The sequence below is a fragment of the Allobosea sp. P4_E12 genome (assembly GCF_056401655.1).
The window spans coordinates 92,541-105,346 of the sequence record NZ_JBFUIY010000003.1 but is presented as its reverse complement, the minus strand read 5'-3'; the positions used below and the strand labels follow the sequence as shown (position 1 = coordinate 105,346).

The 12,806-nt window shown below is 64.7% G+C and carries 10 protein-coding genes and 1 pseudogene; 3 read left to right on the top strand and 8 right to left on the bottom strand.

Annotation, left to right across the window (positions count from 1 at the left end):
* Nucleotides 1-501 precede the first annotated feature (501 nt).
* Nucleotides 502-1,179: an N-acetyltransferase family protein gene (locus tag AC1DW9_RS04270; protein WP_476775997.1), complete on the top strand. Its 678-nt coding sequence runs from the start codon at nt 502-504 to the stop codon at nt 1,177-1,179.
* 167 nt (nt 1,180-1,346) lie between these two features.
* Here the strand turns inward: AC1DW9_RS04270 and AC1DW9_RS04265 are convergent, their stop codons facing one another.
* Nucleotides 1,347-2,207 carry an ABC transporter ATP-binding protein gene (locus AC1DW9_RS04265; RefSeq protein ID WP_476775996.1) on the bottom strand — a complete coding sequence of 287 codons (861 nt, stop codon included), beginning with the start codon at nt 2,205-2,207 and terminating at the stop codon, nt 1,347-1,349.
* Between the two features lie 100 nt (nt 2,208-2,307).
* Entirely contained in the window at nt 2,308-3,216 is a 909-nt protein-coding gene (locus AC1DW9_RS04260) for a universal stress protein (protein ID WP_476775995.1), read from the bottom strand.
* A gap of 294 nt (nt 3,217-3,510) precedes the next feature.
* On the opposite strand from AC1DW9_RS04260, the gene AC1DW9_RS04255 reads away from it, so the two are divergent.
* Entirely contained in the window at nt 3,511-3,981 is a 471-nt protein-coding gene (locus AC1DW9_RS04255; RefSeq protein WP_441507349.1) for an NUDIX hydrolase, read from the top strand.
* A 523-nt stretch (nt 3,982-4,504) separates the two neighbouring features.
* Here the strand turns inward: AC1DW9_RS04255 and ltaE are convergent.
* The 6 genes and pseudogenes from ltaE to AC1DW9_RS04225 form a co-directional block, all read right to left on the bottom strand.
* Nucleotides 4,505-5,551 (bottom strand): low-specificity L-threonine aldolase, encoded by a 1,047-nt coding sequence (ltaE, locus tag AC1DW9_RS04250; RefSeq protein ID WP_476775994.1) that lies wholly within the window; start codon nt 5,549-5,551, stop codon nt 4,505-4,507.
* Nucleotides 5,552-5,710: 159 nt separating this feature from the next.
* Nucleotides 5,711-5,861: pseudogene (locus AC1DW9_RS04245) on the bottom strand (L-serine ammonia-lyase); the annotation flags it as partial.
* Between the two features lie 177 nt (nt 5,862-6,038).
* Entirely contained in the window at nt 6,039-7,691 is a 1,653-nt protein-coding gene (locus AC1DW9_RS04240; protein WP_476775993.1) for an arylsulfatase, read from the bottom strand.
* Between the two features lie 520 nt (nt 7,692-8,211).
* Nucleotides 8,212-9,444 (bottom strand): HlyD family secretion protein, encoded by a 1,233-nt coding sequence (locus AC1DW9_RS04235; RefSeq protein ID WP_476775992.1) that lies wholly within the window; start codon nt 9,442-9,444, stop codon nt 8,212-8,214.
* 481 nt (nt 9,445-9,925) lie between these two features.
* Nucleotides 9,926-10,444: an alpha/beta hydrolase gene (locus AC1DW9_RS04230; RefSeq protein WP_476775991.1), complete on the bottom strand. Its 519-nt coding sequence runs from the start codon at nt 10,442-10,444 to the stop codon at nt 9,926-9,928.
* 344 nt (nt 10,445-10,788) lie between these two features.
* Complete coding sequence (locus tag AC1DW9_RS04225) at nt 10,789-11,463, bottom strand: NAD(P)H-binding protein (protein WP_476775990.1); 675 nt, start codon at nt 11,461-11,463, stop codon at nt 10,789-10,791.
* A 401-nt stretch (nt 11,464-11,864) separates the two neighbouring features.
* Between AC1DW9_RS04225 and AC1DW9_RS04220 the strand changes: the two genes are divergently transcribed.
* Entirely contained in the window at nt 11,865-12,413 is a 549-nt protein-coding gene (locus tag AC1DW9_RS04220) for a GNAT family N-acetyltransferase (RefSeq protein ID WP_476775989.1), read from the top strand.
* The last annotated feature ends 393 nt before the right edge of the window (nt 12,414-12,806 follow it).

The window sequence follows — 12,806 nt, the reverse complement described above, 5'->3', positions numbered from 1 at the left end:
GCCGCCCCCGGGGCCAGATCGCGGTCCCGCCGGGCGATGCTGCGCAGGTCCCTGTCATCCGCGGCCCGGTTGGAAGGACGCGCCGATGCCACCGCATGCTGGCAGGCGCCTCGGGCGCGAAGGACCTGGCTCTCGTCCTCATGCAGCTGTCCGCGGTTCTCGGGCGGGCCGGAGGGAGCGCGTACCCGCTCTCACTCCTTCGCGGGCCGGCGTCAGGCGCTCGCTACCGGAATGGTGATCCCGCACTCGCGGAGCGAGCATGCGGGCTCGATCAGCTTGTCGCAGATCGCCTGCTTGGCAGAGACGGCGTTCCCCCCGCACTTCAGCACCCGGTCGATGACATCGGTGACAATTGGAAACCGTCGGGAATGTTGCGCACGATCATGTCGACGGCCGAGGCTCTCAATCGCGTGTCCGTGCAAGCCTCGGCGTGAGGGCAAGAGCAGTCGCCAGGGATAGCCGACAACGACAGGTACGACCGAGCGGAGCGGGGGGCGAGCGGTGGCTCAAGGATCAGGGCCCATTGTTTCCTGGCGAGCAGGCGGGTTCGGCATAATTGAGCCAGAACAAGGAACGCCGTCCCGCGAACGGGTAACAACAGCAGCAGGCTGTAGAAATAGGGGGCGGGGGCGTGGCAATTGGGAGGACAATCGCATGGCGATGGATGAATCGAACCGGGTACTGACCACGCGAACGGGCTTCAGGTTTCATGTCCGGCCCGCGCGGCCCGATGATGAGGCGGGACTGGCGGAGTTCTTCAGGCATGTGACGCCTGAGGATTTGCGCTTCCGCTTTCTCAGCACGATCCGGGAGGTGAGCCATGATCGGCTCGTTGCGATGACGCAAATCGATCATCGCCAGACCGAGAGCTTCGTGGCGCTTGCGGACGACGGAAAATCGATCATCGCCACGGCTATGCTGGCTTGCGATGCCGCTCTCCAAAAGGGGGAGGTCGCGATCTCGATCCGCAGGGAGGACAAGCACCGCGGTGTCGGGTGGGAGCTGCTCGGCCATATCTGCAGATTTGCCGAGGCGAAGGGGGTCAAGGTCGTCGAGTCGCTCGAGAGCCGCCAAAACCGCGAAGCGATTGATATTGAACGGGAGCAAGGCTTTGAGATGGGCGACCATCCGGAGGATCCCAACCTTGTGATCTTGAGAAAGACCATTGGAAAGACCTGAAGACGATCTGCCCATGCTGCTGCCCCGTGGCCATCACGGCGGCCGGCCAGTGTCAGCAGGCAAAATCCCGCTCCGGCACTTCGCGTCTTGAAGGCCGAAGCGCAAGGTCGGGGCGGTGCTCCGCGGCGAACACGCTTGCCACCCGTGCACGGCGGCGCCTATGTCGTTCAGCGGGCGCCCAGCGCCATCGGCCCCTGGTGATCGCGGTCGAAGGATGCATTGGGTCCGATCGTCTCATCCGCAAAGATGGTCCTGCCGCGCTCGCCCGCGAAATAGTCCCTGAGCCATGGGTCATCGTGGGCCAGCAGATCCTGCAGCGTTCCGATCGCGATGACTTTGCCCCGTGCGATTGCCGCAATCCTGTCGCAGGTCGCATGAAGGCTGCTCAGGTCGTGCGTGATCATCATCACCGTCAGGTTCAAGCTGGCCTTCAGGGCCAGCAGCAATTGATCGAAGGTATCAGCGGCGATGGGATCGAGGCCCGAAGTCGGCTCGTCGAGAAACAGGATCTCGGGGTCGAGGGCGAGAGCGCGCGCCAGAGCTGCCCGCTTGGTCATGCCGCCTGATAGCTGCGCCGGATGCTTCTTCGCTGCATCGCGTGGCAGGCCCACCATCTCGAGCTTCAGCATGGTCATCTCGTCGGCAAGACCTGGCGAGAGATGCAGGGTTTCCCGCATCGGCAGCTGGATATTGTCTGCGATCGTCAATGATGAGAACAGGGCGCCCTGCTGGAACATGACGCCGCAGCGTTGTTGCAGCATGCGACGTTCGCCCTCCGAAAGGGCATCGACATCCCTCCCGAAAATCTCGATGACCCCCTCCTTCTTGGGGAGGAGCCCAAGAATGGTGCGGGCCAGGACCGATTTGCCTGACCCGGAGGCGCCGATCACTCCGAGAATCTCGCCGCTCATGATCTCGAGATCGAGATGGTTCAGCACGATCTTGCTGTCGAAGGCGACCACGACCCCGCGGGCGCTGATGATCGCGTCCGCCTCTCGTGTCGCTGCGCCATGTCCGAGCTCGGCCATAACAGCCTCTTCCCCACGGCGAGCGCTCCGCGCTCGCCGTCATCCCGATCGCCGGTTCGGCCCGCCCGTCGGGTCGGCGGCGTCCCGGGCAACTTCCGGGCTAATGCGCGAGAAGCAGCGGCACGGGGGAGGCGGCGAGCAGGTCCTGTGTGACGCCGCCCAGAATCCACTCCCTGAAGCGCGAGTGGCCATAGGCGCCGGCAACGATGAGGTCGGCAGAAATCCTGCCCGCCTCGGCCAGTAGGCTTTCGGCTGGCGATATGTCATTGCGCAGGACGCTTGCCGTGGCACCGACGCCGTGTCGGGCGAGATGGGCGGTGACATCGGCAAGCGCCTCCGCCCCGCCCATCCGCCCGTGGGCTTCTTCGCTGACCGTGACGATATGGACCTGCGTCGCCTCGCCGAGCAAAGGCATGGCTTCGGCGATGGCGCGGGCGCTCTGCCGGCTGTCAACCCAACCGATCAGGATCGTGTGGATCGCCTGTCTCGGCATCGTTCCAGGGGGCAGCAGGTAGAGACCGCGCCCGCCATCGAACATCACGCTTTCGATCAGCGCGTTCCAGCGCGTCAGCCCGTCTTCGCGGGGGCAGGTGGCGACGAAGAGGTCGTTCCATCGCGCCTCCGTCGCGACGGCCTGTGCCAGCATCCCGGGGAAGGCGTCGATGCGCCTCAGCTCATGCGTCGGCCCGAGACGAGCCAGGCGCTTCCTGAGGCGCCGCTCGACGCTGTTGCCGTCCTCGATCATCGCCTCGGTCAATTGTCCGATCGCCGTGATCCCGAACTCACCGGCATAGAGTGCCGGGTCGGGGAGAAGGTTGGTGTAGAGGCCGGTCAGTCGCGCGTCACAGCGCGTCGCGAGCGCTTCGGCATGGGCCAGGCGCAGCTCGTCTTCCGGCATGCCGTCGAGATGAACGGCGATATCCCTGAAGACGTTGCCCGGGGCGGGCCGCAACGCTGCAGCGGGCTGGAAGGAGGCAGCGGGCTTGGAAGATAAGGCGCTGTCGCTCATCTCGACCTCCTGATGCGTCGCGTTGGCCGCGCAGCGATGATGAAGCGGCAGTTGCGGTATTCGCGCATTGATTCTGGTCAAGTCCGGCGGCGCTGCGCACGTCCGATCCGGTTTCGGCGACACAAGCGCAGGGGTGAGGCCCGGGGCTGTCCTTGACCGGGCCAAGGATGGCTGGCGCCGCCCCGGCCTCTGCGCCGGCGCCTTCTGTGGATCGGAATGTCGACGGGGTGCGTCGCCCGTCCTTGACAGAACACGAATGTGGCCGCCGACTGACCTTCTTTGGTGTCGCGGCTCATGTCCTCCCAAAGCGCCGGCATTCTGATGTATCGCCTCACGGGCGCGGAGGTCGAAGTCCTTCTCGTCCATCCCGGCGGGCCGTTCTGGCGGCACAAGGATAATGGGGCGTGGTCGATACCGAAAGGCGAGCTGGGGCAGGGCGAGAGCCCGGCCGAAACGGCGCAGCGCGAATTCGAGGAGGAACTCGGAATCCCGCCGACAGGCGCCCTCGTGCCGCTTGGGCGCATTCGGCAAAGGGCGGGGAAGGTGGTCGAGGCCTTCGCGCTGCGGGGCGACCTGACACCGGGGGATGTTCGTTGCAGCAGCCTTGTCGAGATCGAGTGGCCGCGCGGCAGTGGCCTGATCCAGCGCTTCCCCGAAATCGACCGGGCGGCCTGGTTTCCCCTTCCCGAGGCGCGGTTGCGCATCCTGGCCGCTCAGGGCGAGTTGCTCGACCGCCTCGAGGACAGGCTGGCCAACAAGAGCTAGGCCGGCTGTCCCTTTCGCACCGGCCTTGCCTGGATCGCGAGCATGCACCCACTATCTCGCCGGGGTCTCGTCCGCGGTGGCTCTGACCTTGGCCGTCGCTTCCAATCCAGCTTGAAGTCCGTTCTCGCAGGGCCAGAACGTAAAGCGCAGCCGCTTCGCGAAAGTACACGCAAGAGCAGATCAGAGCCCCAACCCAAACACCCAGCGGCGCGTCATAAGGGATGATGCGCAGCATCTGCTTCACCGGCATGGCAAGGAAGTGCAACCCGTCCGCATCAGCATCGAGCAGGTCAAGCAACCCGGCAATCGCCGGCTCTGTGACTTCGGTCACAGACGGACCGGCAGGCGCTCACGGTAAGGTCGCACACCCTCCCAATCTGGACCCGCCGCCATGGCGGGTCTCTTTTTGGGCGAATGGTCCTGGAATGCGGCTCGTCTCGTTCGCTGACGACAGCGTCGATCGCGACCCTGCGTGGCAGGTCAGCTTGACGCCGCCCGCAATCCTGCGACCGGCGCCTGACCCTCAGGCCTGAGCTCTCAAGCCGGCAGGCGCGCTTTGCCTGTCGAAGAAGACCTCGCAGGCCTCGGCAACCCGCGCGACGGACGCGTCATCCACATCGAGATGGGTCACCCAACGCAGCGTTCCGTAGCGCCCGCCGACGGCGATGCCGCGACCGCGCAGAAAGGCGACGAAAGCGCTGGTGTCGAGCCCCTTGGGGGTCATGAACACCATGTTCGTGCGTGACGGTCCCGCGCCAAGCTCGGGAAAACGCGCCAGCACGGTCGCAAGAGCTGCGGCGCGCCGATGATCGTCAGTAAGCCGCGTGACATTGTGCTCCAGGGCGTAGATCGCGGCCGCGGCGAGCACGCCGGTCTGACGCATGCCGCCGCCCAGCATTTTCCTGATCCGGCGGGACTTTTCGATGAAGTCTCTGGGGCCGACGAGGACGGAGCCGACCGGCGCGCCCAGCCCTTTGGAGAGACACAGGGACAGGGTGTCGAACTGCGCCGCGATCCAGGCCGCGTCCCGACCGCTCGCCGCCGCGGCATTCATCAGTCGGGCGCCGTCCAGATGCGTCGCAAGCCCGCGCGAGCGGGCGAGGTGCGTTGCGGCCTGCAGGTAGGCGTCGGGCAGGACCAGGCCGTTGAAGGTGTTTTCCAGCGCCAGCAGCCGCGTGACCGCGAAGTGAAAGTCGTCCGGCTTGATCGCGTTCGCAATGGCGTCCAGCGCGATCGTCCCATCAGCCTCGTTGGGCAAGGGCTGCGGCTGGATCGAGCCGAGGACTGCGGCGCCGCCGCCCTCGAGCCGATAGGTGTGAGCCATCTGGCCAACGAGATATTCATCGCCGCGGCCGCAATGGGCCATCAGCCCGGCGAGGTTCGCTTGCGTGCCGGTGGGGAAGAAAAGGGCGGCTTCCTTTCCCAATCGCTCGGCGACCATCGCTTCCAGGCGACTGGTGGTCGGGCAGTCGTCATAGACGGCGTCGCCAACCTCGGCCGTAGCCATGGCAGCCCGCATCCCCTCATCGGGGCGTGTGACCGTATCCGAACGGAAGTCATCCACTAGCATCGATCAGATCCTGGTTGAGCGTGAACGTGCCCCGCGAGGGCGCACCGGCTACTGCATGGAAAATGACGCAAGCCCTTCGTTGGAGCCAGCCCTGCCTTGGACCTCCGGCACCTCACGATAAGCACTTGACGCGGCATCAGGCGCGGCCCTTCGGCCGGTTCACTCCAGGCCGCCGAGGCTGGTCTGCTTGAAGCGCGATCATGGCTTCGCCCGTCTGCCGCATGGCTTCGATGCAAATCTCCAGGCCGAGATGATGTTCGAGGGCAATCTCCACGGCATCCCCGATCTGCGCGGGCGATCCGCCCAGCACCGGTGGCTACCGGCCGCGACCGCAAAAAAGACGGGCGGCTCGCTCGGAGCTGCCCGCCACTTGCTTCGCGTTTCCTTGGATCATCGGACCGGATATCGTATCGGGTCCGATGATCTAACCCTTTGTCTTTGCGTCGGCTTTGCCCCGAAAACCGCAATCCACTTTCGGGCCGATGCTTTAGTTCCCGGGCTTGTTCTTGATCGCCTGATCGATTTGCCGTTTTACGGCTTCCAGATTGAACGAGGCCGGGTCCTGCATCGGTGGGTAGTCAATCGCAGTACGAGCCAGTTTGGCGACTTCGTCCTGAACGGAGACGAACCGCCAGAACTCCCGGGCGTAGAAGTCGTTCATATAGCCGCCACCCAGGTCATTGAGGCTCTGCCCGCCGATCGACGGGGTTCGTTCGAACGGGTCCTGGCGGATATTGACCATGGTCGGCATGTCGGTGGTGACCTTCGCGCCGGGCCAACCCTGCGGCTGCTGGAAGAACTGGTACTTGAAGTTGTCGATCCGAACGGCGCCGAGTTGCGGACCGCCGAAATAGAAGAACTCATGCCGTGCGGACGGACCGTTGCCTTGGAGCAGATCGATCTGGTTGTAGCCGTCGAGATGGTTCTTGTAGGTCCTCTCGCCCAACGCCACGCCCTTCAGGAGCTGGCCGGTGATGTCGCTATTGCCGGCCGCAGCCAGGAGCGTCGGGAACCAGTCCAGCGCCGAAAAGATCCCGTTTTCGACCGTGCCAGACTTGACCTTGCCCGGCCAGCGAATGATCGCGGGCGCCCGGAAGCCGCCTTCCATGACCGTTCCCTTGGTCCCCTTGAACGGGGTCATCCCGCCATCGGGCCAAGTGAAGACTTCGGCACCGTTGTCGGTGGTGAAGATGACGATCGTGTTGTCCGCCTGGCCTGAATCCTCCACGCATTTCAAAAGGGCGCCGACGCCGTCATCGAGCTGCGCCATGCCCGCCTCTTCAAGGCCGTAATTGGTATTGCTGTTCATCAGCGACTGATATTTCGGCGACAGGAAGGTCCAGACATGCATGCGCGTCGTGTTGTGCCAGACAAAGTACGGCTTCTTGTCAGCCTTGGCCTTGTCCATGAAGTCACATGACGACTTGACCAGTATTTCGTCGAAGGTCGTCATGTCGTATTTAGCCTTCGGCGTGATGTCGTGCATGTTTGGCACGTTGGCCATGTTGGGGTAGGGCGCCAGAGGTCCCTCGTCCACGATCCTCTGCTTGCCGACCTTGCCCCAGCGCGGCATCTCGGTCGCGTCGTCCACGGTTGTGGCAAAGGTATGCACCAAGTTGCGGGGGCCGACCTTGTCGCGATAGGACTGCTCGTCCGGGAACGAATACCAGAACGGATCGGACATCGCGTCGAGGTGGTAGAGGTAGCCGAAGAACTCGTCGAAGCCGTGCAGTGTCGGCAGGAACTTGTTCAGGTCGCCCAGATGGTTCTTTCCGAACTGGCCGGTGGCATATCCTTGAGTTTTCAGAGCGCTGGCGATCGTCGCTGCCTGGGCCGGCATGCCGACATCCGCACCCGCTTGTCCAACGGTGGTCAAACCCGTGCGCAAGGGGATTTCGCCGGTGATGAAACTTGCCCTGCCGGCGGTACAACTGGCTTCGGCATAGTAATCCGTGAACATCATTCCCTGCGCCGCCAGCCTGTCGAGGTTGGGCGTCTTCCCGGACATCATCCCCCGGTGGTAGGCCCCGACATTGAACCAGCCTACGTCGTCGCCCATGATCACGAGTATGTTAGGCCGCTGTTGCTGCTGGGGCTGAGGTTGCTGCGCTATCGCAGGGAGGCTCGCCCCGGTCAGCATGGCGATACTCGCAGAGAGACCAAGCCATTCGCGTCGACCAATCTTCATGTCCGACCCTCCCGGATGATGCTTGTGGCCGTACCTGGTGCCCACGGGCCTCCGCGGGCACCTTAAGAATTTATTCAAAATGGCGGCCGCCCCGATTTACCGGGACAGCAGGGCTGCGTGCTACTGTACCTTGGGGCAGTAGCGAACGGATCCATTGGCGCTTCGATGCCCCAGGAAGGGACATTCTGAGGGTCGGGCCTAGCCAAACTTCGTCCGTCACCGGCCTCGCCGCAAACGTCTCTGTTGGGTCGGGAGCAGCAGTCACCCCGCCCGATCAGGAATGTCAGCTTTCGGGCAAAGCTCCAATGCACGCCCAACAGGTACAGGCGCGAGTATCACTCAGCGGCCCTCACGCGCGGAAATCCGGATCCATGCTGCGCCGCGGCGTTTCCACCTGCCGGGCGCCGAGAGCTTCTGATGTCCTCTCGACGGAAACCGTCAAGGGCGCCGATCGGCGGTCTGCGCTCCCGGATCAGTGTCCGGAGAAAACCAGTGTCTGAATCGGCAGCAGCAGCGCCTGGATCCTCAGGATCATGGCATGAACGAGCCCGACCGCGTCGACCGCATGCAGAGCGACCCTTTTGACGGAGCCGGTGTCCTTCGCCTCGATGCGATCATGGTTGCTCGAATAGGCATCGACGATACAGCTGCTGCCCGGCGTCACGCCATCGAGCCCATCGGGATAGAGCGGCTCGAGAAATGTCAGGATCGTGCCGGGCTTGGCAATTTGCTGAACATCGATCAGCTGCTCGCCGCCGCGAAACTGCCCGGCTGCGATAAAATCCTGCAGCCCGGTCACGACCATCGGAATGATGACCCAGGGCTTTGAGACGCAGGTGGCCTCGGCAACCATGCCGACCTTCATGATCTGCGCCTCGATCTGGGAAAAGCCGGCCTGCAGGGAGGAGCGCCCGGCCTCCTCGGGGATCAGGACGCCGCCCGCGCGCATGTTCGGGTTGACGAGATCGCCGGCACGAAGCGCAAATTGTTCGACACGGCCGGTGAAGCCGGCCCGGATCACCGTCTTGTCGATATCGATCTGGGCCAAAGCCAGGTCCGCCTGGGCACTATCCCTCTCTGCCGGAAGCTGCGTCGAGATCCGGATCTGCGCGGTATCGCGCGCCGAGGTCGCCGAGTTCACAGCGGCTTCCCGCCCGGCGACGCGGACCTCCAGCCTCTCGATCTCACGCTGCGCAACGACATTCGCGTTCCGTCGCATCAATTCCTGCTTGGTCCGCAGTTCGTCCTGTGCCTGCTGGAGGTCGCTCCTCGCCTCCTGGATCTTGGATTCACTCGAGGCGAGGTCGGACCGGGCGACAACAAGCGCTGCCTCGGTCTCGGCAATCCTGCGGCGGGCGGTCTCGGCTGCCGCTTCCTGCGCGCTGCTGTCGAGACGGAAGATCGGCGCGCCCTTTTCGACCCTGCCACTAAGCCCGACAAAGACCTCGGCGACCTTTCCCCTGTTCTCCGGCATGATCGGCACGGCCCTGAAGAACAGGGTCGCGTTCGTGGTCGAGGGGTGATTGTAGAAGACCACCGTGATCAACCCGACGGTCAGCATCGCGCAAGCCGTGATGCCCCAGCGCAATTCGAACCAGACCGAGAAGAGCGTGATCTCCTTGCCGATCCGACGGCCCTGACCGTAGCGGCGAAACAGGTAGTCGGGCAGGATCGTCAGAAGCGAGCAGAACAAGAGCTCAAGCATGGGAGGGCTCCTTCTGCTCGGCGTCGCGCTTCGACGCGCGATCGGCGTGCGTCTACGAGGGATTCAACCGACGAAGTGGCTCAACCGGTGGGCCATCGCCGCGGTGATGGTGACTGCTGGCACTTCATTTCCACGAACGCTGGACGACGTCGCAAGAGGCTAGTGCTTCTCGACAGCGTCAGCAATCACTCACTCCAGACGTTTCGCGCTTGCAAGCAGCCGGCCAGCACTGCCGCGCCGATCTCCGAGCGGCGCCCGTCCTCGTCGGAACGGATCTTCTCTCCGGCGCGAACGAGCGTGCGCCAGTTCTTGGTAATCAGGTCGGCTGGGGAGGGCGCTTGCGGGCAGCCAGTGCCGGCGGTTTCTGCGCTCGAACCGGACAGGGTCTTGGCCAGGACCTCAAGGGGGCAGTGTCTGGAGCCGATCGGCCAGCGTCTCCGGCCACGGAGGCCAACGGGGACTTTCGGCCCCTTAGCGGACGTCAAACGACCTTCGCCAACCAGCCGCGCAGCAGTGCGAGATCATCACCGGTCAGGGCGTGGCTGGAATTCAGGCTCTGGTGATCGACAATCGCCCCTGCGCGACGCAGTTGCGCCGCCATCTCGATACCGTCTTCCGCCCGCCTGCGAGCATCATGGGTCGCATCGACGACGAGCACCGGCGTGGCCGGCAATCGTGTTTCCCCTGGCGTCGCGAACGGCGAAAGCGGGCGCAGCAGCGCGGCTCCCCTGACCAGATCGGGAAAGAGCATCACCAGGGCGGCAGTCATGATCGCGCCGTTAGAGAACCCGACCAGGATCGGTTTGCTCCGGCCAGGATGCCTTGCGACGATCTCTGCCATGAAGGCTCCGAGAGCCGGCGCTTCGGCCCGGATGCTGTCTTCGTCGATGCTTCGATCGGGCAGGCGCCTGAAGAATGCATGGCCGCCCTCCCATGCGACCGCCCCGCGCAGCGAGAATGCAGCCGCGCTCGGAGCTGCAGCTGCCGCGACGGGAAGCATGTCCGTTTCGTTGCCCCCGGAGCCGTGGAGCAGGATCAGTGGCGGCGCCGATGGATCGCTGGGCTCAACGAAACTGAATTGCATGGGGTCAGCGGGCTTCGACCTGTGGAGTGGATCGGTTAGATCATCGGACCGGATATCGTATCCAGTCTGATGATCTAACCCTTTGTCTTTGCATCGGCTTTTCCGAAAACCACAATCCACTTTTCGGGCCGATGCTCTAAGAGCCGACAAGCATGACGATGGCGTGTCAGCCTCGCAGCCATCTCCGACATTGCGGCAGTTGCTGACACTGCCGCGGGGGCGACCCGGATGGCGTTCACGGGGCGGGCGTGGCCCGCCCTCTATCCGCTGACTCGCGTCGCCTGGGAAAGCCGACGCATCTCGGCGTTCTCGTGCAGGTGCCGGCCGGGCGCGGCATTGTCGATGAGCGTGACGATTGCGTCCGCCACCGTCTCCGCAGGAATGGCCCCGTAGCGCGACAGCGGGCCGAGCATGATCGGGGTGAGCGCCGCGAAGATGCGCTGGCCGATCGCCTCCCAGACGCGCCGCTCCGCGCGCCCGCCGAGAAGGAAACCGGGCCGGATCAGGTCGACCCGCTCGAAGCCGAGATCGGTGACCGCCCGCTCGATGGCGCCCTTGGTCTGCAGGTAGAAGCCGGGGCCGCCGGCGCCCACGGCGGTCACCAGAATGAACTGCCGGGCCCCGAGCGCTCGCGCAGCCCGGGCGACGGCGAGCACATAATCATGGTCGACGCGGAACATGGCCGGCTGCGACCCCGCGGTGCGGATGGTCGTGCCGAGACAGGATATCGCGACGTCGATGCCGTCGGGCGCAAGAGGCTTCAGGACCGCCCCGGGCGTTTCGTAGAGCTGCTCGAAATCGACCTCATGCCCGGACACGGATGCTCTCCGGCGCACGAGGCTGACGAGATCGATCTCGGGACGGGCGGCGAGCCGGGCCCGGACAAGGCTGCCGACCAGCCCGGTGCTGCCGGCGAGGAGGACGTGCTGGGTCATGGGCAGGGAGGATGGACAGGGGGCATGTGCGGGGGCTCCTCGCTCACGGCGACCGTGCCATTGGTCTGAGTGCCGGTCAGGAAGAAAGAGGGCGGCGGCGGGCGGGGCTTGGGGCCTGGCGGAGTGCGACCCAGCCAGAGGCGGACCAAGCTACGCCACCTCGGTCGCTCCTGTCTGCCGAGATCGGCGACACCGGCATCATCGCCACCATCAATCCCTCGGCCGGCCGGATGGGCGATTCTCGGGGCCCCGTTTTCGGGAGGCCTGCAATAGCTGTGGGGCAGGATGAGTTGAGCGATGCGGCCGACAAACACGCGCCATGATCGACTGGCCCTGTACGATTTCGCCGTCCACGGGTGTCAGTGCGCGGCGAGGCCTGTCTTCACGGTTGAGGTTTGCTCATGTCCAGGATCCGTCACGCCCAATTGAACCCGAACGCACCGGGCGCCAGGGTGCGCCTGCGCCCGTGGCGGATGGAGGACCGTGAACTCGGGCTGGCGCTGTTCGAGAGCAATGTGCCCCGCTACTTCGCAGCGGCCGAGAGGGCCGATTTCCTCACCTTTCTCGACGACATGCCGGGGCCCTATTTCATGCTGGAGTCGATGGACGGCGAGGCGCTGGGCTGCGGCGGCTATGCCGGCGGGGGCGAAGACCCCTCGGTCGCCTTCCTATGCTGGGGCATGGTGCGGGGCGACCTGCACGGTCGACGGCTGGGCCAGCGCCTGCTGAGCGAGCGCCTGGCGCAGATCGCCGCGGAACCGGTATTCGAGACGGTGATCATCGAGACCACTCAGTATAGTTGCGGGTTCTTCGCGCATTATGGCTTCGTCGAAACCACCCGCGTACCGGACGGCTTTGCGCCCGGCATGGACCGCGTGGACATGACGCTGCAGCTGGACACATACCGACACGCCATGAGCACGGTTGAGACCGCTGCGCCATCAACGTGAACAAGGCTCTTATGGTTTGACCGCATCGTCTTCGTGAGCCTCAGTGCCGAACAAATCGGGCGGCCACGTGTTCCCCACGCGTTCCCGAGGACGCGGCAGATCAGGCCGCCTCGAGCTCAATGGCACTGTGTGAGGCCACTGGCTCGCAGCAGGAGGCGAAACCATGGAACGCCGGGCATTCCTCACTGGATTTCTGGGCATGAGTCTTGGCCTGGCCCTCGCTTTGCGGCCCCAGGGCGCGCAGGCCGCCCCACGGCTCCAGGCGCCCGAGGCGCCAAACGCAGATCTGTCTGATCTGACGCTTCCGGACGGAACGCCATTGGATTGGGCCCAACAGCGTGGTTCGGATTGGGATCGCCGGCATCACCGCCCGCCGCAGCATCGCAGACATCA

What these genes read in the sequence shown, in the direction of transcription:
- AC1DW9_RS04265 (WP_476775996.1), bottom strand. Translation starts at nt 2,207, where the DNA reads ATGGCCGAGCTCGGACATGGCGCAGCGACACGAGAGGCGGACGCGATC.
- AC1DW9_RS04260 (WP_476775995.1), bottom strand. Translation starts at nt 3,216, where the DNA reads ATGAGCGACAGCGCCTTATCTTCCAAGCCCGCTGCCTCCTTCCAGCCC.
- AC1DW9_RS04255 (WP_441507349.1), top strand. Translation starts at nt 3,511, where the DNA reads ATGTCCTCCCAAAGCGCCGGCATTCTGATGTATCGCCTCACGGGCGCG.
- ltaE (WP_476775994.1), bottom strand. Translation starts at nt 5,551, where the DNA reads ATGCTAGTGGATGACTTCCGTTCGGATACGGTCACACGCCCCGATGAG.
- AC1DW9_RS04240 (WP_476775993.1), bottom strand. Translation starts at nt 7,691, where the DNA reads ATGCTGACCGGGGCGAGCCTCCCTGCGATAGCGCAGCAACCTCAGCCC.
- AC1DW9_RS04235 (WP_476775992.1), bottom strand. Translation starts at nt 9,444, where the DNA reads ATGCTTGAGCTCTTGTTCTGCTCGCTTCTGACGATCCTGCCCGACTAC.
- AC1DW9_RS04230 (WP_476775991.1), bottom strand. Translation starts at nt 10,444, where the DNA reads ATGCTTCCCGTCGCGGCAGCTGCAGCTCCGAGCGCGGCTGCATTCTCG.
- AC1DW9_RS04225 (WP_476775990.1), bottom strand. Translation starts at nt 11,463, where the DNA reads ATGACCCAGCACGTCCTCCTCGCCGGCAGCACCGGGCTGGTCGGCAGC.
- AC1DW9_RS04220 (WP_476775989.1), top strand. Translation starts at nt 11,865, where the DNA reads ATGTCCAGGATCCGTCACGCCCAATTGAACCCGAACGCACCGGGCGCC.